The organism is Bacillus sp. VA13 (assembly GCF_055710085.1).
Genome location: NZ_JBVQPP010000003.1, coordinates 574911 through 596985 on the forward strand (window position 1 = coordinate 574911; position 22075 = coordinate 596985).

Sequence of the window (22075 nt, forward strand, 5' to 3'; positions counted from 1 at the left end):
GCGTTCAGACGCCGGGATTTCCTGCTTTTGCGAACATGCTGAGTTCTTCGACAAGCTCTTTTATGCTGACCTTTATATTTTCCGTCACTGCAGCATTTTCAATATCAATGTGCTCCGGATCAAGCACGAGCTGCTTCGGAATGACATTGGCGTAGACACCCCGCATTACCGTTCTCATATTATTCAGCGCGTTGATGCCGCCTTTTCCGCCTCCCGCCACCGCCAATAATGCCACGGGCTTATATTTGAATTGATCGCTGCTTAGAAAATCCAGCGCATTTTTTAAAGCGCCGCTCATGCCGCTGTGATATTCAGGAGATAATAAGACAATTGCATCCGCTTTAGTGACGCGCTGCTTAAGCTCCTGTACCTGCAAAAGTGCAGATTGCTCCGCTTCTCCGTTAAAAATCGGCAATATAAACTCGCTTAGATCAATTAAGTCCGTGTGATACAGCGCTGAAATATAGGATGCGGCAATTCTCGTTCTTCCATGTTTTCTAGGCGTACCGTTTATGACTAACATGTTCATTTCGTAATCTCTCCATTCAAGTTATATTTCACTGCGAAAAGCGCTGCTTGCGTGCGGTCGGCCACTTCAAGCTTTGCTAAAAGATTTGACACATGGGTTTTCACTGTTTTTTCTGAAATAAACAAGGCTGCCGCGATTTCTTTATTGCTTTTCCCGTTCGCAATTTCGTTCAGAACGTCCTTTTCCCTGCGTGTTAATTGATAAAATTTTTCTTTTTCCGGATCATGCTGATTTCTCATATGTGTGAGCACATGGGGCATAATAGCTGAAGAAAGCTTGTATTGGCCGGCATGCACTTGTCTTAGTGTTTTCACCAATTCCTCGGGCTCCGTATCCTTTAATTGATACGCCTTCGCACCTGCCTGAAGCGCGGGGATGACGTGCTCCTGATCGGAGTAGCTCGTCAGCACAATGATATTGATCCCCGGAAATTGCTGTACTGCTTTTTTTATGGCTTGAATGCCGTCCATCTCAGGCATAGACAGATCCATCAGCACAAGATCAGGTTTTGTCTCTTCGATGATACGAAGAGCTTCTGTTCCGGTTGCCGCCTCGCCTGCAACTTCAATATCACCCTGGGTGGCAAAGAAAAAGCGAAGCCCTCTTCTGACAACATGGTGGTCATCCGCAATTACAATTTTCATTGCACTGTCCTTCCTTTCTGATTGGTAAGCGGGAGCCTAATGGACAGCTTTGTCCCCGCTCCAAGTTCTGACTCAATCAAAAACTCCGCCCCTGCTTTTTCCGCCCGTTCTTTCATACCCTTGATGCCGAGTGAAGGCAGACCTTCATGCGCTTCATAGCAAAACCCTGCCCCATGATCGATGATACTCAGCTCCGCATGGCACGAGGAAGCAGTCAGACTGACATACGCCGTACCAGTTCCGGCGTGCTTTTTGCAGTTATTTAAAGCTTCCTGAACAACACGCCACAGCATATGCTCCTGCTCATCGGTAAGAACAGGACAGCCTTTTTGTGTAAAAATGACATTCAATCCAATGAGCGCGCCATAGCTTTTAATGGCTTCAGATAACCCTTTTTCCAATCCTCCGGGGCGAAGCTGCCAAATTAACGCTTTCATTTCTGCGAGCGCGTCTTGTGATAGGTTTTGAATGAAATCAATCATCTGCTGCAAATTCTCATCTTTTGTCAGTGTTTTTGCCGCTCTGGCAGTTAAACTGACGGAAAACAGCATTTGATTGACAGAATCGTGAAGCTCCTGAGCGAGGCGGTTGCGTTCCATTAAAAGAGCATTTTTTTGTTTATATTCAGAAAGCTTCATGCGCTGTATTGCCGTTCCGATCTGAAAGGCGACAGACTCGAGTAAATGCAGCTCTTCCTCATCAAACATGGTTTTTCCGGCCGACGCTACATTTAACAACCCGAATCTCCTGTCCCCGTCCTCTAAGGGCACAGTTGCATGATGCGTAATCCCTTCTGTGTCAAAACAGTGCAGTTCCTTGGCTGATTCTATGCGCTTGCAGTTCATGATATTAGCCGCCCTTCTAAGCCCTCCGTTATTGAATTTTGTCAGGCAGTAGCACTCCCCTTCGCACATCAGCACTTTTTCCTTACGGCTTAAAGCCGGGGGCAGATAAGCGTCGGCCGCTAACGTATAGGACCCGTCTTCTTCGATCAGAAAAATCCAGCCGGATTGAAGGTTCGTCAGACTCAGCAATTCTTTTAAAACCTCATCCAGTGTTGCTTTGACATCGTGCCCTTGATTTAAGGTTTCCGCAATCGTTTTCAGCGTTTTTAATTTTTCCATCCTCGTTTTGCTCACGTTTCTCACTCCGGCATTGGTCTTGTTATTTTAGATTATACCAGTTTTTTGTATGTCTCTACTTCGCTTGAGGGAGGATTTTCTTTCAGACTTTTGGATGAGAAAAAGAAAAAAGCCGGATCATTTACAATGATCCAGCTTATACTCGAATTATTTTGCTGTAGCCTCTACAATGTCATCTACCGTCTTCATTACATCGTCAGAAAGAGCGGCAAGACGCTTTTCACTGTCTTCTATAGAGGTTCCTTTTACGGCGAAATAGAATTTGACCTTCGGCTCAGTTCCGGAAGGACGAAGGCAGAACCAAGACCCGTCTTCCAGGAAGTATTTCAGTACATTTGATTTTGGCAAGTCGATCGCTTCTTCTTTGTTTTCCTTCAGAAGCATCCGTTTGCTTACAGCGTAATCTTCAGCTGTCACAACCTGTTTGCCGGCCATTTTTCGCGGCGGATTTTGTCTGAAGGAAGCAAGGATCGCTTCAATTTGCTCTGCCCCCTGTTTTCCTTTCAGCGTCAGGGATCTCAGCCCTTCACGATAAAAACCGTACTCGTTAAAGAGGTTGATGAGCGCTTCATACAATGACATTCCTTGTTTTTTATAGAACGCGCAAACCTCAACTGCCAAAAGCGCCGCCTGAATAGCGTCCTTGTCGCGGGCAAAATCCCCAATTAAGTAACCGTAACTCTCTTCATAACCGAATTGGAAGGTATACTGGCCTGATGCCTCGTATTCCTTAATCTTTTCACCGATAAACTTAAAGCCTGTCAGCGTATCAATCGTATCAAGACCGAATGAAGAAGCGACCGCACGCCCAATTTCACTTGTGACGATTGTTTTGAGAACGACACCGTTGTCAGGAAGGATGCCTTGTTTTTTCTTTTCAGAAAGCAAGTAATGAAGCAGCAGCGCACCGGTTTGGTTTCCTGTCAGTACTGTATATTGGCCTTGTTCGTTTTTCACTGCTATACCGAGACGGTCAGCGTCAGGGTCTGTTGCGATGAGAATATCTGCGTTCTGTTCCTCCCCAAGCTTAATGGCATATTCGAATGCCGCATGCTCTTCCGGGTTTGGAGAGGTAACAGTAGAGAAGTCTGAATCCGGCAGCTCCTGTTCTTTAACAACCGTTACATTTTTGTAACCGAGTGCTTCAAGACCGCGTCTGACCGGTTTATTTGCAGTTCCATGCAGCGGTGTAAAAACAACGTTTACATCTACTTCTCCGGATAATTCAGGATGAACGGAAATGGACGTTAATTTTTCTGTATAGACTTTATCAATGTCTTCACCGATGATCTTGATTAAGCCCTTTTCTTTTAACGCATTTTCATCGTCGACTGTGATCGTCAGCTCATTTTCAATCGCGTTTACCTGCTCAATGACGATGTCCGCTTCCTTTGGAGGCAGCTGGCCGCCGTCATCCCCGTATACTTTGTAGCCGTTATATTCAGGCGGGTTATGGCTTGCCGTTACCACAATTCCCCCATAGGCGTTCAGCTGTCTGACAGCGAATGACAGCTCCGGCGTCGGGCGAAGCTCATCAAAGACGTATGTTTGGATGCCTTGTGTCGCAAGTGTTTTTGCCGCTTCCATCGCGAACTCCGGCGATTTATGGCGGGAATCATAAGCAATGACAACGCCCCGTTTTTTCGCTTCCTCACCTTGCTGCGAGATGTATGCCGCAAACCCGGCTGATGCTTTGCGCACAGTGTAAATATTCATCCGATTCGTCCCGGCGCCGATTTCTCCGCGCATTCCGCCGGTACCGAATTCAAGGTTTTTATAGAAGCAGTCCTCAAGAGCCTGTTCATTCCCCTCTAATTCAGTGAGGCGCTCTTTAAGTTCCGGATCTAAATGTTCTGTCTGTTTCCAACGTTCATAGCTCTTTCTCCAAGTCATATTCGTCCTCCTTTGTATCAGCTTATGCCATTATTTTATATGAAGCGGGTGCCTCTGTCACTTGTTAACCTGAGGTCTGGCACTTTCGGCATGTAAAAAGAAATAACGGGCTGAGAGACAGCCCGTTATGATTTATTGTTCGAGCGGTACAACCGCATCGTGTAAAAGCTTGTTGAGGTTTTCTGTATGTTTGTTTTTTGCCTGCTCATCCCATTGGAATCGCTCGCTCATAAAATCAATAACGGCATCTTTATATGTTCTTACCCAATTGATATCAAAAAATAAACGTCCCGTTCTGCGGACAAAGAAGTCAGCAGGTGTTGCGGTCATCTCTTCTTCTATACTGTATTCTGCCTCAGCAAGAATATGAACCGGAATGTGGCGTTTCGCGGCCTCATCTTTCAATGCTTCCACGCGATTAAATACACGCTCTACATTGGAGCCGTATCTGATCGCCAGCTGTTTTGCGTCTTTTTCTGATAAGCCGGCTGCGATTCCTTCTTTTGTTTTCGTTGTAACGAAGGACATAAGATTTTTCGAACCACCGACGTGCCCTCCTGAGATTGGCATGTTTTTCGTTTTACATGGACCGAAATCCTTTTCGCCTTCTTCTTTTAAGCGATCGCGCACAAGATCGACGATGTGCTCCGCCATTTTTCTGTATCCTGTCAGCTTCCCGCCGGCGATGGTGATCAAGCCTGAGTCAGATGTCCAAATCTCGTCTTTCCGTGAAATTTCAGAAGGGTCTTTGCCTTCTTCATGAATCAGCGGACGCAGCCCCGCCCAGCTGGATTCGATGTCATTCGCAGTGATATTCAGTTCCGGGAACATGTAATTGATTGAATTGATGACGTAATCACGATCCTCCGTTGTCATTCTCGGATGCTCCAGCGCCTCTTTATAAACAGTGTCTGTTGTTCCCACGTATGTTTTGCCTTCACGAGGAATCGCAAATACCATACGGCCGTCAGGTGTATCGAAATATACTGCCTGTTTCAGCGGAAAGACAGACTGGTCAAATACAAGGTGAATGCCTTTTGTATGCTGCAAATGCTTTCCGTTTTTTGAATGGTCTTTTTCTCTGAGCTGGTCGACCCAAGGGCCTGTCGCATTGACAATTTTTTTCGCGTACACTTTATATTCTTTCTTTGTCAGCATATCTTCAATTAATACGCCAACTGCTTTGCCTTTTTCGTAAAGGAGCTCCTTCACTTTTGAATAATTCACCGGCTCTGCCCCGAATTTGACTGCTTCCTTCATGACCTCGATTGTCAGTCTTGCATCGTCAGTGCGGTATTCCACATAGTACCCGCCGCCTTTTAAGCCATCTTTTTTCACCAATGGCTCTTTTTGCAGCGTTTCTTTTGCTGAAAGCATGCTTCTTCGTTCTGATTTTTTCACACCTGCTAAGAAGTCATAAACTCTTAAACCGATAGAGGTTGTGAATGAACCGAATGTACCGCCTTTATGAAACGGAAGCAGCATCCATTCCGGGGTAGTGACGTGCGGGCCGTTTTCATAAACAATCGCCCGCTCTTTCCCTACTTCAGCAACCATTTTCACTTCAAACTGTTTTAAATAGCGCAAGCCGCCATGAACCAATTTAGTTGATCGGCTTGATGTTCCCGCCGCGAAATCCTGCATTTCGCTAAGCGCGACTTTCATTCCCCTTGATGCCGCGTCAAGAGCTGTTCCCGCTCCTGTAATTCCTCCTCCGATAATAAATAGATCATAGGTTTTTTTCGTCATGTCTGTCAGCATGCGATCTCTTTCAAGACTTGAAAATTGATGTTTCATTATTGCTCCTCCTTGTTGTCACGGTTTGTAAATAGAAAAAGAGACCACAACAGCCAAAGTGCATGCTTACACTTTGGTGCTGTGGTCTCTCCTCATCTCAGGACCGTTCTTATTAACTTGTAACCATTATATCATAGTATGATTTTATTTAAAAGCCATAGCTGCTTTGACGGCTTTTTGCCAGCCTTTATACAGCTCATTACGTTTTTCTTTTTCTAATTCAGGTTCAAACCGTTTATCCAGATTCCACTGGTTCGCGATTTCAGAACGGTCCTTCCAGAATCCCACAGCAATACCTGCCAAATAGGCTGCGCCAAGCGCAGTTGTTTCATTAATTTCCGGACGCTCCACAGGAACATTCAGAAGATCTCCCTGGAACTGCATCAGGAAATTATTTTTCACAGCCCCTCCGTCTACACGAAGCGTCTTTAATGAAATGTTTGAATCTGCTTCCATTGCGTCAAGCACATCTTTTGTCTGATAAGCCAATGACTCCAGTGTCGCACGAATAAAGTGCTCTTTTGTTGTCCCTCTTGTCAGACCGAAAACCGAACCGCGCACGTCGCTGTCCCAGTAAGGCGTTCCCAATCCGACAAATGCCGGAACAACATATACGCCGTCAGTCGAATCCACTTTCTCCGCATAAGTTTCGCTAAGCGATGAATCTTGGAACATTCTCAATCCGTCTCTCAGCCACTGGATGGCAGAGCCTGCAACAAAAATGCTTCCTTCTAACGCATAGTTAACTTTTCCGTCAATGCCCCAAGCGATTGTCGTCAAAAGCCCGTGTTCGGACTTAATTGCTTTTTCCCCTGTATTCATCAGCATGAAACATCCAGTGCCGTATGTGTTTTTCCCCATGCCTTCTTCAAAGCACGCCTGGCCGAACAATGCGGACTGCTGGTCGCCTGCCGCTCCCGCAATCGGGATATTTTTTCCGAAAAAGTGATAATCAACAGTCTCCGCATACACATGGGAAGACGGCTTCACTTCAGGAAGCATGGATTTCGGTACGCCTAGAATGTCGAGCAGTTCATCGTCCCATTTTAAATCGTAAATATTAAACATCAGCGTTCTGGAGGCATTGGAGTAATCAGTCACATGCGCTTTTCCGCCTGACATTTTCCAAATGAGCCATGTATCAATCGTTCCAAACAGCAGCTCGCCTTTTTCCGCTTTTTCTCTTGCACCTTCTACATTATCTAAAATCCACTTCACCTTCGTGCCGGAAAAGTATGGATCGATTAAAAGCCCAGTTTTTTCTCTGAATTTATCATTATATCCTTTTTCACGAAGTTCCTCACAAATGCCGGACGTCTGTCTGGACTGCCAAACGATTGCATTATAGACAGGCTTTCCTGTATCCTTATCCCACACAACCGTCGTCTCACGCTGGTTCGTAATGCCGATGCCGGCAATTTGAGAAGCGCTGATTCCCGATTCAGAAATGACTGATGCAATAACAGCGAGCACTGATCCCCAAATTTCATTCGCATTATGCTCAACCCAGCCTGGATGCGGGAAGTATTGTGTAAATTCCTTTTGAGCGGAGTGAACGATTTTGCCTTCTTTGTTAAACAGAATCGCTCTTGAACTTGTCGTCCCCTGATCTAAGGATAAAATGTACGTTTCCATAAGGTGTCTCCCCTTTGATTAAATATATTTTGAATTTGATAATGTTTTAGCAGAATGTGATTTCGTATAGATATATAGCCCTAACAATACCACAACCAATATAACGCTTACAATCCAGAAGCTGCTTGTGATGTGCCCCTTAAATGCAGCGTTGTAAAATACGCCGCCGAATGATCCGCCCAAGATCGGGCCGACTACCGGAACCCATGCGTATTTCCAGTTTGATGATCCCTTGCCCGGAATCGGAAGAAACGCGTGTGCAATCCGCGGACCTAAGTCGCGGGCAGGATTAATCGCATAGCCGGTGGTGCCTCCTAGAGAAATACCGATCGCTACAATGAGGAAACCGACGATTAAAGGATTAAGCCCTTCTGTAAATTGATTTGCCCCAATGGCCAAGATTCCAAGCACAAGGACAAATGTCCCAATGACTTCACTTAAAACGTTTGCAAAAGTATGCGGAATGCTGGGACCTGTTGAGAAAACACCCAGCTTGGCAGCGGGATCATCCGTTGACTTCCAATGCGGCAGGTAATGCAGATAAATAATCACCGCACCGATGATCGCTCCGATCATTTGCGCCGCAATATAAACCGGAACCTCTTTCCATGGAAAATCTCCCACAAATGCAAGCGCTATCGTTAGCGCCGGATTCAAATGGGCTCCGCTGATGCCGCCAACTGCATAAGCGCCCATGGCAACACCCAATCCCCACCCAAATACAACAACAATCCAGCCAGACTGGAATGAAAGCGATTTCTTTAAATTGACACCTGCACAAACACCTGCCCCAAAAATGATAAGCAGCATCGTACCGATGACTTCTCCCCAAAATGCTGTCATAGCACATTCCTCCTAAAGTCACGATTAAGAAGTATGATAGAGAAGAAGAGAATAAAAAACCACAACAAACCGCTTTACGGGTGCATAAACATTTACCGTAAAGAGCTGCTGTGGTCTCCGAGTTCTCCATCACAATGTATTAACCTAGTGCAATTGTATCAGTGGATGAAAGCGGTGTCAATCATTTTCCGTTCAAAAAGTCTTCATATTTCTTCCATAATTTAGTATTTGATGTTGTAACAGCAACAGCCCCCGCTTTTAAGGCCTGTTCTACATCCTCTTCCGTACGGATGAAACCGCCAGCAAAGATGGGAATCCCCGTTTTCTCTTTAATTTCTTGAATGAGTGACGGAACGATGCCTGGGAGCACTTCAATGAAGTCTGGCTTATGCTTGCCGACAAACTCCATGCTTTTCTCCATCGCGCTTGTATCAAGCAGAAATAGGCGCTGAATGGCATAAATTTTCTTCTGCTTCGCTTTGGCAATCACGTTCGATCTTGTGGAAATAATCCCGGCGGGCTTGATGTCCTGGCAAATAAACTCCGCTCCGTACTCGTCATGCTTGATCCCTTGAATGAGATCGACGTGCACCATCATGTTCTTTCCATGCTTTTGTGCCTCTCTGATCACGCCCTTCAGCTGGCCGAGATGAATATCAAGAATAACACCGTAGGAAAATGAACTGTTCAAAAACTCATCAAATTGCTTCATATTGCGAATAGCCGGTAAAATGGGCTGGTTGTGAAAACTCATTGTGTGCTCCTTTAACAAATCACTTTTATATTAAATCGTCTGAAAGCTATCTTTCACCGTTTTCACGATAAAGGAAAGGTCCTCTTCTGTCAGGCAAAATGGCGGGGCGAGCTGGATGACGTTGTTGTAGCCGGCGACTGTATCGCCGTTTTTGCCGATGATCAGCCCTTTTTCTTTGCACGCCGCAACCACTTGGTTTACTTTATCGGCATCAGCCGGCTCTTTTGTCAATTTATCTTTGACGAGCTCGATTCCGATCAGCAGCCCTTTTCCTCTAACATCTCCGACTGCCGGGTGTTCTCTTAGGGCTTGTAGCTCACCTAAAAGCGTTGCTCCCAGGTCGCGCGATCGCTGAATCAGCTGTTCGTCCTCCATAATTTGCAGGTTTTTCAACGCCAATGCACAGGCAGCCGGGCTTCCACCGAATGTGTTCACGTGGCGGAAACGGTCATAGGGAGCTTCACCTTGATACGCTTCGAAAATGTCACGTTTAACAGCAGTCGCTGACAATGGCAAATACGCGCTGGTGATTCCCTTTGCCATCGTAATGATATCAGGCTTCACGCCATAATGCATAAATCCGAATGGCTCGCCTGTCCGTCCAAACCCGCAGATGACTTCATCGCAAATCAAAAGAGCTCCGTGACGGCGGCAAATGTCCTCCACCTTCTTCATATATCCGTCCGGCGGCATTAAGATGCCTCCGCCAGTAATGATGGGTTCCATGATGACCCCGGCAATCGTTTCGCTTAATTCCCATGTCATGATGCGGTCAATTTCATTTGCGCTTTCTAGCGTGTCGGCATCCTCAGGATTCCGGTATACATCTGGAGGAGCTGCATGCAGAAACCCCTGGCTTAAAGGCTCATATTTATATTTTCGCTGCGCCTGGCCGGTAGCTGAGAGCGCTCCCAATGTGTTGCCGTGATATGCTCTGTATCTTGAGATGAATTTATAACGGCTGTGGTCGCCGTTTTGCAGATGGTACTGGCGGGCGATTTTAAAAGCAGTTTCGTTTGCTTCCGATCCGCTGTTGGAAAAAAAGATGACATAATCGCCGCCAAGCCATTCATTCAGCTTTTCCGCCAGTTGAATCGCCGGTGCGTGACTTTGCGTTAGCGGGTAGTAAGGCAGCTCCTTTAATTGCTCATAGGCAGCCTCCGCAAGCTCCTTTCTCCCGTAACCAACATTGACACACCACAAACCGGACATCGCATCCAAATAGCGGCGTCCATCTATATCGGTCACCCAGGCCCCTTCGGCCTTTTGGGCAATCAGGCTGTCCGCTTGATGCGCTCCCTTCATGGCATGCCACACAAATTGCTCATCTTTTTGCTTTAATCCCTGATTTTGCTGAATGTTTTCCATCCCCATCATCTCCATTTCATTAGCGTTCACTAAAGTGCCAATTCAATTGAAACAGACCTTCTCTTATGTGATGTCTTGGTGATGATTTCCCTGCCTTCAATATAAAGCCAGACGGAGTTAGAGTCAATAAACCCCGGAAATAATAAAACATCCTCTTTTTCAAGAAGAAAGGGGATGCAGCATCCAAAGCAGAACAGGCAAAGTGACAATACTCAGCATCGTGCTGATAAAGGTTGCGCTCGAAACGACTTCCGGCCTTGTATTAAACTGGACAGCCATTAAAGTCGTGTTAGCAGCTGTCGGCATGGCGGCGACGACAATCATGATTTGTTTTGTCATGTCATCCACCGGCAATATCAATGTGAAGCCTAGCGCAATCACCGGAGATACCATCAGCTTCAAAAGCAATGAATAAGAAATTTTTCTGTATTCAATATGCTTAAAAGAAATCAATGCAAGCTGCATGCCTAGAATGATCATAATCGTAGGAATGGCTGCATTTCCGACCAGCTCAATTCCTGTCATTAACTCTTTAGGAATTGAAATATGCATAAGCTGAAGTATTGCGCCTAAAAGCGCCCCGTACGCAACAGGCATACGGATAACCCGGGTCATGACCATTTTAAATCCGCCTTCCTCCGAACCTCCTTTTGCCGCATAATACAAGCCGATCGTGCTCATGATTAACTGCTGCAGCACCATTAACACAACGGCCGTGTCCAGGCCGGCTGTCCCAAACACCAGCAGGACAACAGGCGTTCCGTAATTGCCGTTATTCATAAAAGCGGATGACAGGATCATGGCACAGCGATCTTGGTTCGGATACTTATGAAAAAAAGATAAAAAGTAGACAAATAGAACAAGAACTAGGCAAAGCCCCAGCACAAAAATAGAGAGATAGACATAATCCATCGTCAGCTTGTTAGTATAAAACGTATCAAATGCCAGAAAAGGAGACATTAAGTATAAGGACATTTTGGACAGCGTTTGAATATTAAAGCCGAGCGTTTTCTGTCCGATATAACCAATTGCGAAAATTCCGAAAACAGGAACTAAAACAAGCAGAAACTCCATAAGGCACCTTCTTTTCCGATATACAATTTACTTTTATTTTAAAGAAAGCGCGTAATCGTTTCAATTCTGTTTTTAATAAAAAAACCCGCCATTTTCAGGCGGGTTTCGGGATTATTTTTTATATTGAATATGATAAACATCACGCCGTCTGTCTTTTAGCTGGCGCACTGTACCGTTTTGGCGCTGTCTTCTGAGAATTTCCAAGTCAACATCGCCGATGACGACCATTTCAATATTCGGGTTTGTTTCGCCGACAATGCCGTCTCGGGCGAATTCAAAATCAGACGGGGCAAAGATGCCTGACTGGGCGTATTGGATATCCATGTTTTCCGTTTGCGGAAGGTTTCCAACCGTTCCAGAGATAACCGTATAAATTTGATTTTCAACCGCTCTAGCCTGCGAACAGTATCTGACACGCAAATAGCCTTGACGGTCTTCTGTACAAAATGGCGTAAAGATGATTTTGGCCCCTTTATCCGCCGCAATCCGGGCAAGCTCAGGAAACTCAATGTCATAACAGATCTGGATCGCGATTTTTCCGCAGTCCGTATCAAACACGCGAACTTGGTCTCCTGCGCTGATCCCCCACCATTTGCGTTCATTCGGCGTAATATGGAGTTTATATTGCTTCTCGATCGTTCCGTCCCGTCTGAACAGGTAAGCGATATTATAAATCTTGCCTTCCTCTTCAACGAAATGAGATCCGCCGATAATGTTGACGTTGTACTTCACAGCCAAATCAGTAAATAGGCTGATGTAATCTTCCGTATACTCGGTAATTCTCTGTACCGCCAAGCTCGGTGACCGTTCCTCAAGGAAAGACATGAGCTGGGTTGTGAAAATTTCCGGGAACACCGCAAAATCAGATCTCGCGTCAGAAGCGACATCGACATAGTATTCTACTTGATTCGCAAATTCCTCAAAGGAATAAATTTTCTTCATTTCATATTGGATCACACAGATTCTCACAGGGAACGCCGATTTATAATAACGTTTTGTCTGCTGCGGAAGATAATCGACATTGTTCCATTCCATCAGCGTCGCATACTTGATCGAAGCTGTATCATCCGGGAGATAGTTCGGATTAATTCGCATAAGGGTAAAGCCGTTCATCAGCTGAAAAGATAGGACCGGATCGTAAATTTGGTGGCGAGTCACCTGTTCAACATACTCTCTCGCCGTCATTTCTTCTGCATATTTATGATAGTTCGGGATCCGTCCGCCTATGATAATGCTTTTCAGATTTAAGCGTCTGGCCAAGTCCTTTCTCGCCTCGTACAAACGGTGGCCGATCTTCATTCGTCTGTATTTCGGATGCACCATGACCTCAATTCCGTACATATTCAAGCCGTCCGGATTATGGTTGGTGATATAACCATCATCTGTAATGTCCTGCCACGTATGGCGGTCATCATATTCATCAAAATTAATCAGGAGACTTGAGCACGAACCGATAATTTCACCTTCGAATTCTGCACAAAACTGCCCTTCGGGAAAATGTTCCAGATGGCTGATTAAATGCTCCCGCTTCCAAGGCTCCATTCCCGGAAAGCAGTCCTTTTGAAGATCGATAATCTTGTCGATGTCTTTCTCTTCGATATTGCGAATGACCATTTTCTTTTCAAAACGGGTCAAATCTAATTTCTCAGACAATCTACTCGCTCCTTTCTATTGTTGTTTATTCAGATGATCAAGCAATAGGGCGAGTTCCATCTCCGCCATTGATTCAAGCCTGTGATCATAATCTTCAAACATCAAGGTGCTTGTTACTTTATTCGGGACGATGACACACTTCATCCCCGCTCTTTTCGCAGCAATCGAACCATTGACAGAATCCTCAAACGCGAGACATTCTGATGGTGATACGCCAAGATTGTTTGCGGCCAATAAATATAGTTCAGGATTCGGCTTCACCTCTTCCACATCATCCGCCGTTTGAATGACCTCAAAATCATCAAACAGGCCGATTTGCTTCAAATGGCCCGATACCCATTTATAATCAGAGCTGGAGGCAAGGCCTACTTTTAAGCCTAAATCCTTTGCCGCATTCAGATACGCCTCGACACCCGGTCTTGCTTTTTCTGTTTCCATGCGTTTCGCAAACCGTTCTCTTCGCAATGTTGTCAGCTCTTCATGGTTCAGCTTTTTGCCGATCTGCTCTTCTAAATATTCAAACGGCCGAAATCCCGCGGCTGTTCCAATGACCTTTCCCCAGACGGATAACGGAAGGACTGAGCCGTGTTCCTCAAATATTTCCTGAAGGACTTCATATTCGTGTGTTTCTGTATCAAGAATAAGTCCGTCAAAATCAAAAATTAACGCTTTAATCACTGCGTACAACTCCTTTAGTCCAAATTGAGACATATGTATACACTCACTATACCCCGAAACATGTCTGCTTTCAAAAAGTAAGGTTTATGTGAAGAAAGAGCCTGCACACCGCAAGCTCTTCCTTATTAATGAATGTTTTGATGAGAAATGTTTGTCAGCGCTTCTCCAGCAGACTCGTTCGACATCTGATTGACTGCCAGGTCTCCAAGCGCAACGATCCCGACTAGATTGTTTTGATCTACAATAGGAAGGCGGCGGATTTGGTGCTGGGCCATCAGCTGCGACGCGTCTTCCAGACTCATATTAGGATTTCCCGATACGAGGTCTGTTGACATCACTTCTGAAACGGGTGTCTGGCCATCTCGGCCCTGAGCTGTAGTTCTTAATGCAATGTCACGGTCAGTCAGCATTCCTTTTAAAACACCTTGCTCTACAACGGGAATTACCCCGACGTTATGCTGTTTCATGAGAGAAGCCGCTTCCTGAATCGTTTGATTCGGAGAAACGGTAGCTACCTGCGTTGTCATTGTATTTCTTACTGAACTCATTGTCAGCACCCCTTTCAATCATTAGTATGTTCAGACACGTGCCGATTAAAAAGGGAGTTAGAGGAAAGGTTTTATGATATGATTTCTCTGATACAAAAAAGAGCTTTTCTGAAAATGGAAAAGCTCTTGCTGCCTGATTATATCAGCCTTCTGTGACCGAAGAAGGCTTTGTTTGTCTTCGTTTGAAAGTCAGAAAAAGCAAACGGAAAATAAATCCCAAAATCATTCAGCATCTTGCTGTTTTTTTCAAAAATCGCTTGATCATTCAAATCAGTGTGCGGCGAAGGCTTTGTCAGGATAATATGTATCATTTGCAGACAAGCCATAATTTGAAATGCTTCTTTTAATGTTCCTTGGTAATAATGGTTATTTAAAGACAGAACGCCTTTCTTTTTAAAGCGCTGAATGTCCAGTTCGGAGAAATAAAGAGGAAATACATCATGGATCAGCTCCATTGACAGCTCCTTGATAAAGCTCTCCTGTTCTGCAGTTGCTGCGTTCACAATTCTCACGTCAATCACCTTTCTTGCCATCGAATATCCTAAGTCTTAATCAAGAATAGCACAGAAAAAAACACGAAAGCTAAGGTAAGTGTTTCCTATGAGAAACAGCAGCCTTCCGCATCGAAAAGGAGCCATTTAACATGAAACAAAAAGGCAGAGGGCTTGAGCTCCTCATCAATGAAAAACAAGATGGCAAATGGCTGTTTTCTGTACTGAAAACAGCGCTTAAAGCCTCTAAACCCGTGATTCAAGACTGGATGTCCCATCATCGGGTAAAGGTCAATCACGAATCCGTCATAAATAATGTTATCGTCAAAAAAGGAGACCGTGTGTTCATTAATCTTCAGGAAAGTGAAGAATCCTCCGTCATACCAGAGTATGGAGAGCTTGATATTTTATTTGAGGACAATCATATGCTTATCGTCAATAAACCTGCAGGCATAGCGACCCATCCGAATGAGGATGGCCAAACCGGCACACTGGCTAATTTGATCGCATACCATTATCAGGTGAATGGGGAAATATGCAAGGTGCGCCACGTCCATCGTCTTGATCAGGATACATCTGGCGCAATCGTTTTTGCCAAGCATCGTTTGGCACACGCCATCCTGGATCAGCAGTTAGAGAAAAAGACGCTAAAACGAACGTATACCGCCATCGCTGAAGGACAGCTAAAGTCAAAAAAAGGTACAATTGATTCACCGATTGGCAGAGACAGATCACATCCGACAAGACGCCGGGTTTCACCAGGCGGACAAACAGCCGTCACGCATTTCAAGGTGATTGCCAGCAATGCGAAAGAGCGACTGACGCTCGTGGAATTAGAGCTGGAAACAGGAAGAACACACCAAATTCGTGTTCATATGGCGAGCATCGGCCATCCGCTGACAGGAGACTCGCTTTATGGAGGCGGGAGCAAGCTGCTAAACAGACAGGCGCTCCACGCCAAAAAGGTACAAGCCGTTCACCCGATAACCGGCGAGCAGATTGTTGCCGAAGCGCCTTTCCCAGCTGATATAGAAAACCTTTGCGACACATATTTTTCATGAAGAAAAGCCGCAGGACTTGACTGCGGCTTTTTAAGTGACTCGTTTTCCGTATATAATATAACGCTTCGGGGCGTTTCCGACATATGAAAACGGATAGCAGGTCGTCAGAATGAGCTCTTCCTTTTCATGCTGGAGCGTAATAATGGATGTGTCATCTTTATCGACAATTTTTGTTTTCACAATTTCATATGTGAAATCTCCATATGACAGGAGTATACGAAGCAGATCCCCCTTTTCCAGCTCTCCCGTCCGGCGAAAAACGGTATCCCGATGTCCCGACAGCACAATTTGCCCATTTTCATCAGGATAATAGCTGTCCTTGTAATGCCCGACACCTTTTTCTAAATCATCTGCATCGGTGCCCTCCACGATCGGAAGCTCCGCGTTGATTTTAGGTATTTCTAAAATGCCGCTCGCTTGGCCGGTCTCAGGCTTAAATGATGCTTTGTTCTCTGCATGACCTGCGCTTTGTTTTGTGCCCGAGCCTTCCTGCGGCTTTTCAGCCGCCAGTTTTGCTTCTTTTAATGTCTGTTCGGTCTTCTTATTCGTATCGATCAATTTAAGGCCCCCATAGCCTGTGATCAAAAGACCGACCGCAATGATGACGAGTGGAATAACCTTTTTCACGTTCTGGAGGCGCTCCTTTTTCTTCTGACATATAGATAAGTTCCAGACAGTGTCACCGCCGCACCGATTACCATAAAGTTATAGTAGCCCGCTGATGTATCCGGAAGCTGATGATCAGACCCGCCTTTCGCAGTTCCATTTTGTAAAGGCAATGTGCTGATCTTGCCGGCTGTGTCAGTATATTTTTCACCGCTCGGCATTTCACCTAATCTCAAAATGTCTGTAGGCTTCAGCTGATGAACCGGCACAGTACCTGGAGTCTCTTTTAAATCATTCTGGTCTTCCCCAGGCTCTGGATCCTCTTTAACCGGCGGCTCCGTTCCCGGGGCATCTCCCGGCTCATCCGTAACTGGGTCTTCTGTTACAGGGTCTTCAATGTCACTCGCTTCAGCAAGCTTAATTCTTCCCTCTTTTGTATAAGCAATTGGCTCATCAAAGCTCTTCACATAAGCAACTGTCGCTTCCAAATCCTCAGGCCCTGTCACCGGATTTTTCCCAAGCAATCCGATTGGCTGGTATTTAGTTCCTGTCGCCGTCGCCATAAAATTGTTGACGGTTAATGTATATGTGGCTTCGGGCTGTATCTCGGTGCCATCTGCCAATTTTATATCGACAGCTTTTCCGGCTTCTTTGTCCCACGTATACGTAAACCCGCTGATGCTGTAGTCAGGACCAAAAACCGGCGAGATTTGCGCATTGATAATCTCTCTTAAATCTTTTCCTTTAATCTCAAGCTTCGTTAACACATTTCCGAACGGCTGGATATTGTAAAGATCTCCCCACGTAATGGGACCCTTCTTCAGCGCTTCCCGTATTCCGCCGCCATTCATAAGAGCAAAATCCGTTTTCATGGCCGCTCGCATGCCATCCGCAATCAGGTTTCCAAGAGGCGTATCACCGTCATTCGAATACCCCCCTTCCATATCAACAGCCGCTTCGCCGACAACCTCGCTGATAATCGGTTCAGCAAGTGTTTGGTATTTCTTTAAAATGGCTGACGCACTGGCATCCGGTTCTATTTTACTTTGGTCGACATATACGATGTCCGCTGACTTTTTGACAATGTCTTTTGTCGTTTTATCGAGCTCTACATCAACAACACCTATCGCTTTTCCATATTCAAACGCCTGAACAATCAGTTTTCCATTCACTTCACCGTTAACAACCTTATGATTATGCGCTGCAAAAATGACGTCGATTTCAGAATCTGTTTTGTTTGCAAGATCAGCAGATTCACCGGTAATTGCGGCACCGTTTTGTTCGGCTGACATATGCGCGAGAACCGCGATAGCCTTCACGCCTTTTTTCTTCAGCTCTTCGGCCGCCTCATTCACCGCTGTTACTTCATCTGTAAACTCGATGTTTTTTATTCCGTCAGGCATGACCATGCCCGCGGCCGACTGTGTGACAACCCCGATAAAGGCAACGGGTATGCCCTCCACATTTATGATGTCATATGCCGGCAAAAAGGGCTCTCCTGTAGATTTCATTTTACAATTGGCGCATACAAGGGGAAAGTTCTGTCCATCATATCCGCTCGTGCCTTTCGGGTGATCTCCGCCATTTAAGATCCTCAGCAGTTCATCCGTACCTTCATCGAACTCGTGGTTGCCGACAGTTCCGACATCAAATCCGATGTCCTCCATCAGCTCTACAGTCGGTTCATCTTGAAGAAGAGATGAAACTGGAGAGCTGCCTCCGATCATATCTCCCGCGTGCACAATTAGCGTGTTTTTCTTTTCGGCCTTTTTCTCTTTCAAATATGCGGCGGCATAGTCCATGCGTCCAAAAGGGCCGTCTGCAGTTCCGTTCCCATCGAGATCAAGCTCATATTGCTGGTCGATCTTGCCATGCAAATCATTCATGCTGAGAATTCTAAGCGGCACACTTTCTTGAGGTGCCGTTTGCCTCTTTTTATATCCTGCGTTCTCCGCTTCACTTACTGAGGCGAAGAAAATTCTGTTTTCCACAGCTACCTGCTTCCAGTCAGCTGGTTGCACATATGTTTTATTTGATGAATCTCCCACATATCTTGTCAGGCCTTTCCCCTGCTCTCTGGCTCTAAATTCAAACGGCATTTCCAAGAGGGGATCGTCTTCATTCCAAATTCCTTTTTGCTCTATTTTCGCAGCAGCTACGGCAGCTTGAAACTGCTGATAATCCCCTTCATTGTCAACCGGCCAAATAAAATACGTCGGAGCATAGCCATTTTTTACAAGCTCTAAGTTCACGTTTGAACCCGATTCGGTTATGACCTGTGCAAGAAGTCTGCCATAGTTATCCTTGGCTTCACTTCCGACCTTGACAGTAATTTTATCTCCAGGAGACAGAACCGTTTTTAGATAGTCAGATGCTTCTTTGCCAAATCTTAATTGATTTTCGTCCGCTTCATTTTTGGGTGTGTGATACGTTTCAGGTGTATCTACATTTACAAACCTGATTTTTGTCGTTCCAAGTACTGGAGTTTTAAGATGAATGGTATCGCCGTCAACAACCCGGTCAACAATACCTTCATATTCACCCTCCGCAGACGGAGGTGCGGGCTGTTCTTTAAGCAGCTTCAAGTCAGACGATTTTCGCGGTAGCAGCTGAAAGGATTGGTATCTGCTTAACACACCGGTAAATTCATACCATTTGCCCTCATCAAGTTCGTCTATCGCCCCTGTTTCATTCATAACCCGGAGCGTCATCGCATGATGGTCTTCATCTACCATCGTTACATTATAACCCCCGCCGGCAGGAGAATTTGGAATTGAGGAAACAAATGCTTTTAGTGTCACAAGGCGGCCTTCAAACTGATCACCAAGACTGCTGTTAATCAGTTCATTTATTGTTAAATGTTTAGGAGACGGGATAGGTTGATTTGACTTGTTGATTTTGATGCCTGATGAGTTTGGAATGATTTCTGTCAGCCCTTGGTATGTCGTGATTTTCCCTGTTACCGTGACATCCATGCCTTCTTTTAATTCGGGAAATTGTTTAGGGGAAGGCGAATAAATGTTAATGCCTCCGCTTTTATCCTGCATAAAGGTCGACAGCTTCCCGCCTCCGATCGCGCTTTGATCAGCAGTGACGATCCCTTTTATCGTTACTTCTTCATTCAGTCGTCCCCGCGCTTCATTTATCGTCATTGGCTGTTCAGCCGGCAGAGTTTTCGCGTCGTCAGTTAAGTCCATCGACTGAACGTTCTTAAGTCCTGTCGTGTTAAAGTAATTTTCAAGCTTTCCTTGAACAGTTATCTTTTTTCCAAGAAGAAGCGGATTGGTTTGCAGCCCAAATTGGCTTCTGAAGGCGGAGGGGATTTGCACGGGAAGGATGTGATCGGACGATGTCTCGTTTTTACTGTCTGCCAGCGCGACATTATAATCATTTGAAAAAGGGCTTGTCAGCTTATAGTTCTGCGGGGAAACAGCCTGGCCGACAGCATATCCTTCGACAAGCGCCTGTCCTTCTTTTTGCTGTATCGCCTTATCAACCGATATCGGCTGTTGCGGTTCAGCTGCCTTTACAGCTTCGCACGTGTACATTACATGTAAGAACATCAATGCCGTGATCAACACAATATGCAGAATACGCCTCATCATTTTTCCTCCTTTAAGATACACTTTATGACAACGACTTTGTCTGCTTATCATTTCGACAGACAGCATATAATTCCTTTCAGGCTTCTGCATAAATCGCGGCAGACTGACACAAAATACAGCTGATCTGAAAAAAAAAGGAGGAATTCGGTTTGGATCAGTTAAATCAGCAGCAACAATCCCAAATGAACAAAGGTATTCCTGGCAAGCCGCATAAAAATCACGGCGGACATGAAATGTTTGATATGCACGAGGTGCTTTCCGGAACACTTACTGTACTTGATCAGTTTATGATGCTGAGACAATTTTGTAAGGATCAGGAATTATTAAACATCCTTGATCGTCAACATCAATTCATTACGTCTCAATATAACTTAACTGCAGAATGCTTCAAAACAGGAAGCGAACCTTCACAAAAAACAGCAACTTATATGATGAAGGAAGACAACCAGACTGTTTACGGCATGCAGCCGTCACAGCCTAAAAAACCTGTTCAATCCATGAATGATATTGATGACAGCATCATCAGCCGACAAATGCTTTGCGCAGTTAAAGCACAGGCTTCTATGCTGACGATGGCTTCTCTGGAAATGACAAACCCAGCCGTAAGACGCGTACTATCTGCGCAAATTCAGCAGTATGTTGAAATGGCTTTTGAAATTTTCCTATACCAAAACAAACACGGCTATTACCAAGTTCCTCAGCTAGATGCGCAGGATATGGAACAATTGAGAAATTCATTTGCTCCGGCACAAGGACAAATGCCTCCAACTCAAGGCGGTATGGGCCAGCAAGGACTTCATTAATAACAAAGGCATTGGATAAATACTATCCAATGCCGCACTGTTTTCTTCAAATGTTTTCTTAAAATCTTTTTCAAACTGATCAAGACTTTCCTTTGTTGCCGATTGAAATCCTTTTTTAAAGTCCCCTTTTTTTGCCGTTTGCTTTATCAGTTCAGAAATAATGTCTTTCCCGTATCTGTCCGTCAGCTCATTGACCATATAAAAGCTTTGCAAATAGACATCAGTGTCATATTCAGCTCGGGCTTTCTGCCAATCTTGATCTGTCTGCAAACGGTCAAAGGGCACGACAGAAAACGTGATCGGATCTATGAGCAATTCATAGTTCGCGATCCACTCGCTTAACCCTTCGTGAAACCATAACGGAAACTCATCGGGATCTGCTTCAAGCTCCTTCAATTTCTGGTGAAACGCATGGTGCGTGTATTCATGAATCAACAATCTCTGGTACAAATAAACCGCTACTTCGTCACCTTCTAAAAGTTTCTTTTTCTCTTCAGGCAACAATCCGATCAGCTGCTCCCTTTCAGAATAAAAACCGACGACATCCAGTAAACCGGAGTAAGCCTCCATCTGTTTTTCATTAGGAAAAAAAATAATATCAATAGGCTTTTGGTTCGAATATCCAATTATAATCTGATTAATACTGACCGCATATTCAAGTGTATCTTTCGTCAATGGCAGTAAGGACTTTTCCTTAGAAGTGTAATAAATATCGGCCTGTTTGAATGACTCTTTCTTCATGTGCTTCGTCACTTGTTCTTTTGTTATACCAGATGCCTGCCCTGGCAAAGACAGTATATACATCGTGCTTGATACGATGGCCGAGCTTACAGCCAGCATCACAAGGACTCCGCACAGGAATAGAGCGGATGCCGCACGCTTTCCTATGCCATCCCGCAAACGTCTCCCTCCCTGAGCCGGTCCGTCTTGTACCTTTTATTTTTACTCTAT

19 protein-coding genes are annotated in these 22075 nt (G+C 45.1%); 2 read left to right on the forward strand and 17 right to left on the reverse strand.

Annotation, left to right across the window (positions count from 1 at the left end; translation table 11 throughout):
- Window positions 1-4: 4 nt before the first annotated feature.
- The 14 genes from AC0C66_RS14890 to AC0C66_RS14955 all read right to left on the reverse strand — a co-directional run bounded on the left by AC0C66_RS14890 (window position 5) and on the right by AC0C66_RS14955 (window position 15091).
- Window positions 5-529, reverse strand: a complete 525-nt coding sequence (locus tag AC0C66_RS14890; protein ID WP_088679565.1) for an NADPH-dependent FMN reductase — start codon at window positions 527-529, stop codon at window positions 5-7.
- On the reverse strand, window positions 526-1173 hold the full coding sequence (locus AC0C66_RS14895; protein ID WP_088679566.1) for a response regulator: 648 nt from the start codon (window positions 1171-1173) through the stop codon (window positions 526-528). Before AC0C66_RS14895 ends, AC0C66_RS14890 begins: the two co-directional genes overlap by 4 nt.
- Window positions 1170-2312: a GAF domain-containing sensor histidine kinase gene (locus AC0C66_RS14900; RefSeq protein WP_326198534.1), complete on the reverse strand. Its 1143-nt coding sequence runs from the start codon at window positions 2310-2312 to the stop codon at window positions 1170-1172. Before AC0C66_RS14900 ends, AC0C66_RS14895 begins: the two co-directional genes overlap by 4 nt.
- Before the next feature lie 150 nt (window positions 2313-2462).
- On the reverse strand, window positions 2463-4208 hold the full coding sequence (locus AC0C66_RS14905) for a phosphoglucomutase (RefSeq protein ID WP_461845682.1): 1746 nt from the start codon (window positions 4206-4208) through the stop codon (window positions 2463-2465).
- 132 nt (window positions 4209-4340) lie between these two features.
- Window positions 4341-6008: a glycerol-3-phosphate dehydrogenase gene (glpD, locus tag AC0C66_RS14910; protein ID WP_072182529.1), complete on the reverse strand. Its 1668-nt coding sequence runs from the start codon at window positions 6006-6008 to the stop codon at window positions 4341-4343.
- Between the two features lie 141 nt (window positions 6009-6149).
- The gene (gene glpK, locus AC0C66_RS14915; RefSeq protein ID WP_072182530.1) at window positions 6150-7640 is read right to left on the reverse strand and encodes a glycerol kinase GlpK; all 1491 of its coding nucleotides are present in this window, start codon (window positions 7638-7640) and stop codon (window positions 6150-6152) included.
- A gap of 18 nt (window positions 7641-7658) precedes the next feature.
- A complete protein-coding gene (gene glpF / locus AC0C66_RS14920) occupies window positions 7659-8483 on the reverse strand; it encodes a glycerol uptake facilitator protein GlpF (RefSeq protein WP_014113170.1) in 825 nt (274 codons plus the stop codon).
- 181 nt (window positions 8484-8664) lie between these two features.
- Entirely contained in the window at window positions 8665-9237 is a 573-nt protein-coding gene (gene glpP / locus AC0C66_RS14925) for a glycerol uptake operon antiterminator GlpP (RefSeq protein WP_072182531.1), read from the reverse strand.
- A 30-nt stretch (window positions 9238-9267) separates the two neighbouring features.
- Window positions 9268-10620: an aspartate aminotransferase family protein gene (locus AC0C66_RS14930; protein WP_072182540.1), complete on the reverse strand. Its 1353-nt coding sequence runs from the start codon at window positions 10618-10620 to the stop codon at window positions 9268-9270.
- Between the two features lie 144 nt (window positions 10621-10764).
- Window positions 10765-11679 carry an AEC family transporter gene (locus AC0C66_RS14935; protein WP_461845681.1) on the reverse strand — a complete coding sequence of 305 codons (915 nt, stop codon included), beginning with the start codon at window positions 11677-11679 and terminating at the stop codon, window positions 10765-10767.
- A gap of 111 nt (window positions 11680-11790) precedes the next feature.
- Window positions 11791-13332 (reverse strand): bifunctional GNAT family N-acetyltransferase/carbon-nitrogen hydrolase family protein, encoded by a 1542-nt coding sequence (locus tag AC0C66_RS14940; protein WP_072565994.1) that lies wholly within the window; start codon window positions 13330-13332, stop codon window positions 11791-11793.
- A 15-nt stretch (window positions 13333-13347) separates the two neighbouring features.
- Window positions 13348-14010 (reverse strand): HAD family hydrolase, encoded by a 663-nt coding sequence (locus AC0C66_RS14945; protein ID WP_014113166.1) that lies wholly within the window; start codon window positions 14008-14010, stop codon window positions 13348-13350.
- Between the two features lie 125 nt (window positions 14011-14135).
- On the reverse strand, window positions 14136-14558 hold the full coding sequence (locus AC0C66_RS14950; RefSeq protein WP_014113165.1) for a CBS domain-containing protein: 423 nt from the start codon (window positions 14556-14558) through the stop codon (window positions 14136-14138).
- Between the two features lie 137 nt (window positions 14559-14695).
- Complete coding sequence (locus tag AC0C66_RS14955; protein WP_087987999.1) at window positions 14696-15091, reverse strand: YhcU family protein; 396 nt, start codon at window positions 15089-15091, stop codon at window positions 14696-14698.
- 110 nt (window positions 15092-15201) lie between these two features.
- On the opposite strand from AC0C66_RS14955, the gene AC0C66_RS14960 reads away from it, so the two are divergent.
- Window positions 15202-16110, forward strand: a complete 909-nt coding sequence (locus AC0C66_RS14960; RefSeq protein ID WP_461845680.1) for an RluA family pseudouridine synthase — start codon at window positions 15202-15204, stop codon at window positions 16108-16110.
- A 30-nt stretch (window positions 16111-16140) separates the two neighbouring features.
- On the opposite strand, the gene srtA is transcribed toward AC0C66_RS14960, so the two are convergent.
- Together srtA and AC0C66_RS14970 are read right to left on the reverse strand one after the other, a co-directional pair.
- On the reverse strand, window positions 16141-16737 hold the full coding sequence (gene srtA / locus AC0C66_RS14965) for a sortase SrtA (RefSeq protein WP_072182534.1): 597 nt from the start codon (window positions 16735-16737) through the stop codon (window positions 16141-16143).
- Window positions 16734-20387, reverse strand: a complete 3654-nt coding sequence (locus AC0C66_RS14970) for a 5'-nucleotidase C-terminal domain-containing protein (RefSeq protein WP_461845679.1) — start codon at window positions 20385-20387, stop codon at window positions 16734-16736. The genes srtA and AC0C66_RS14970 overlap by 4 nt, the downstream gene beginning before the upstream one ends.
- 83 nt (window positions 20388-20470) lie before the next feature.
- On the opposite strand from AC0C66_RS14970, the gene AC0C66_RS14975 reads away from it, so the two are divergent.
- On the forward strand, window positions 20471-21124 hold the full coding sequence (locus tag AC0C66_RS14975) for a spore coat protein (RefSeq protein WP_041520902.1): 654 nt from the start codon (window positions 20471-20473) through the stop codon (window positions 21122-21124).
- On the opposite strand, the gene AC0C66_RS14980 is transcribed toward AC0C66_RS14975, so the two are convergent.
- Entirely contained in the window at window positions 21056-22024 is a 969-nt protein-coding gene (locus tag AC0C66_RS14980; RefSeq protein WP_061188249.1) for a gluzincin family metallopeptidase, read from the reverse strand. The genes AC0C66_RS14975 and AC0C66_RS14980 overlap by 69 nt on opposite strands.
- Window positions 22025-22075 lie beyond the last annotated feature (51 nt).

Bases quoted from the DNA above. Each gene is read 5' to 3' on its own strand.
- AC0C66_RS14905 (WP_461845682.1), bottom strand. From the start codon at position 4,208: ATGACTTGGAGAAAGAGCTATGAACGTTGGAAACAGACAGAACATTTA.
- AC0C66_RS14960 (WP_461845680.1), top strand. From the start codon at position 15,202: ATGAAACAAAAAGGCAGAGGGCTTGAGCTCCTCATCAATGAAAAACAA.
- AC0C66_RS14890 (WP_088679565.1), bottom strand. From the start codon at position 529: ATGAACATGTTAGTCATAAACGGTACGCCTAGAAAACATGGAAGAACG.
- AC0C66_RS14955 (WP_087987999.1), bottom strand. From the start codon at position 15,091: ATGGCAAGAAAGGTGATTGACGTGAGAATTGTGAACGCAGCAACTGCA.
- glpK (WP_072182530.1), bottom strand. From the start codon at position 7,640: ATGGAAACGTACATTTTATCCTTAGATCAGGGGACGACAAGTTCAAGA.
- AC0C66_RS14950 (WP_014113165.1), bottom strand. From the start codon at position 14,558: ATGAGTTCAGTAAGAAATACAATGACAACGCAGGTAGCTACCGTTTCT.
- glpF (WP_014113170.1), bottom strand. From the start codon at position 8,483: ATGACAGCATTTTGGGGAGAAGTCATCGGTACGATGCTGCTTATCATT.
- glpP (WP_072182531.1), bottom strand. From the start codon at position 9,237: ATGAGTTTTCACAACCAGCCCATTTTACCGGCTATTCGCAATATGAAG.
- AC0C66_RS14935 (WP_461845681.1), bottom strand. From the start codon at position 11,679: ATGGAGTTTCTGCTTGTTTTAGTTCCTGTTTTCGGAATTTTCGCAATT.
- AC0C66_RS14970 (WP_461845679.1), bottom strand. From the start codon at position 20,387: ATGCTGTCTGTCGAAATGATAAGCAGACAAAGTCGTTGTCATAAAGTG.
- AC0C66_RS14930 (WP_072182540.1), bottom strand. From the start codon at position 10,620: ATGGAGATGATGGGGATGGAAAACATTCAGCAAAATCAGGGATTAAAG.
- AC0C66_RS14895 (WP_088679566.1), bottom strand. From the start codon at position 1,173: ATGAAAATTGTAATTGCGGATGACCACCATGTTGTCAGAAGAGGGCTT.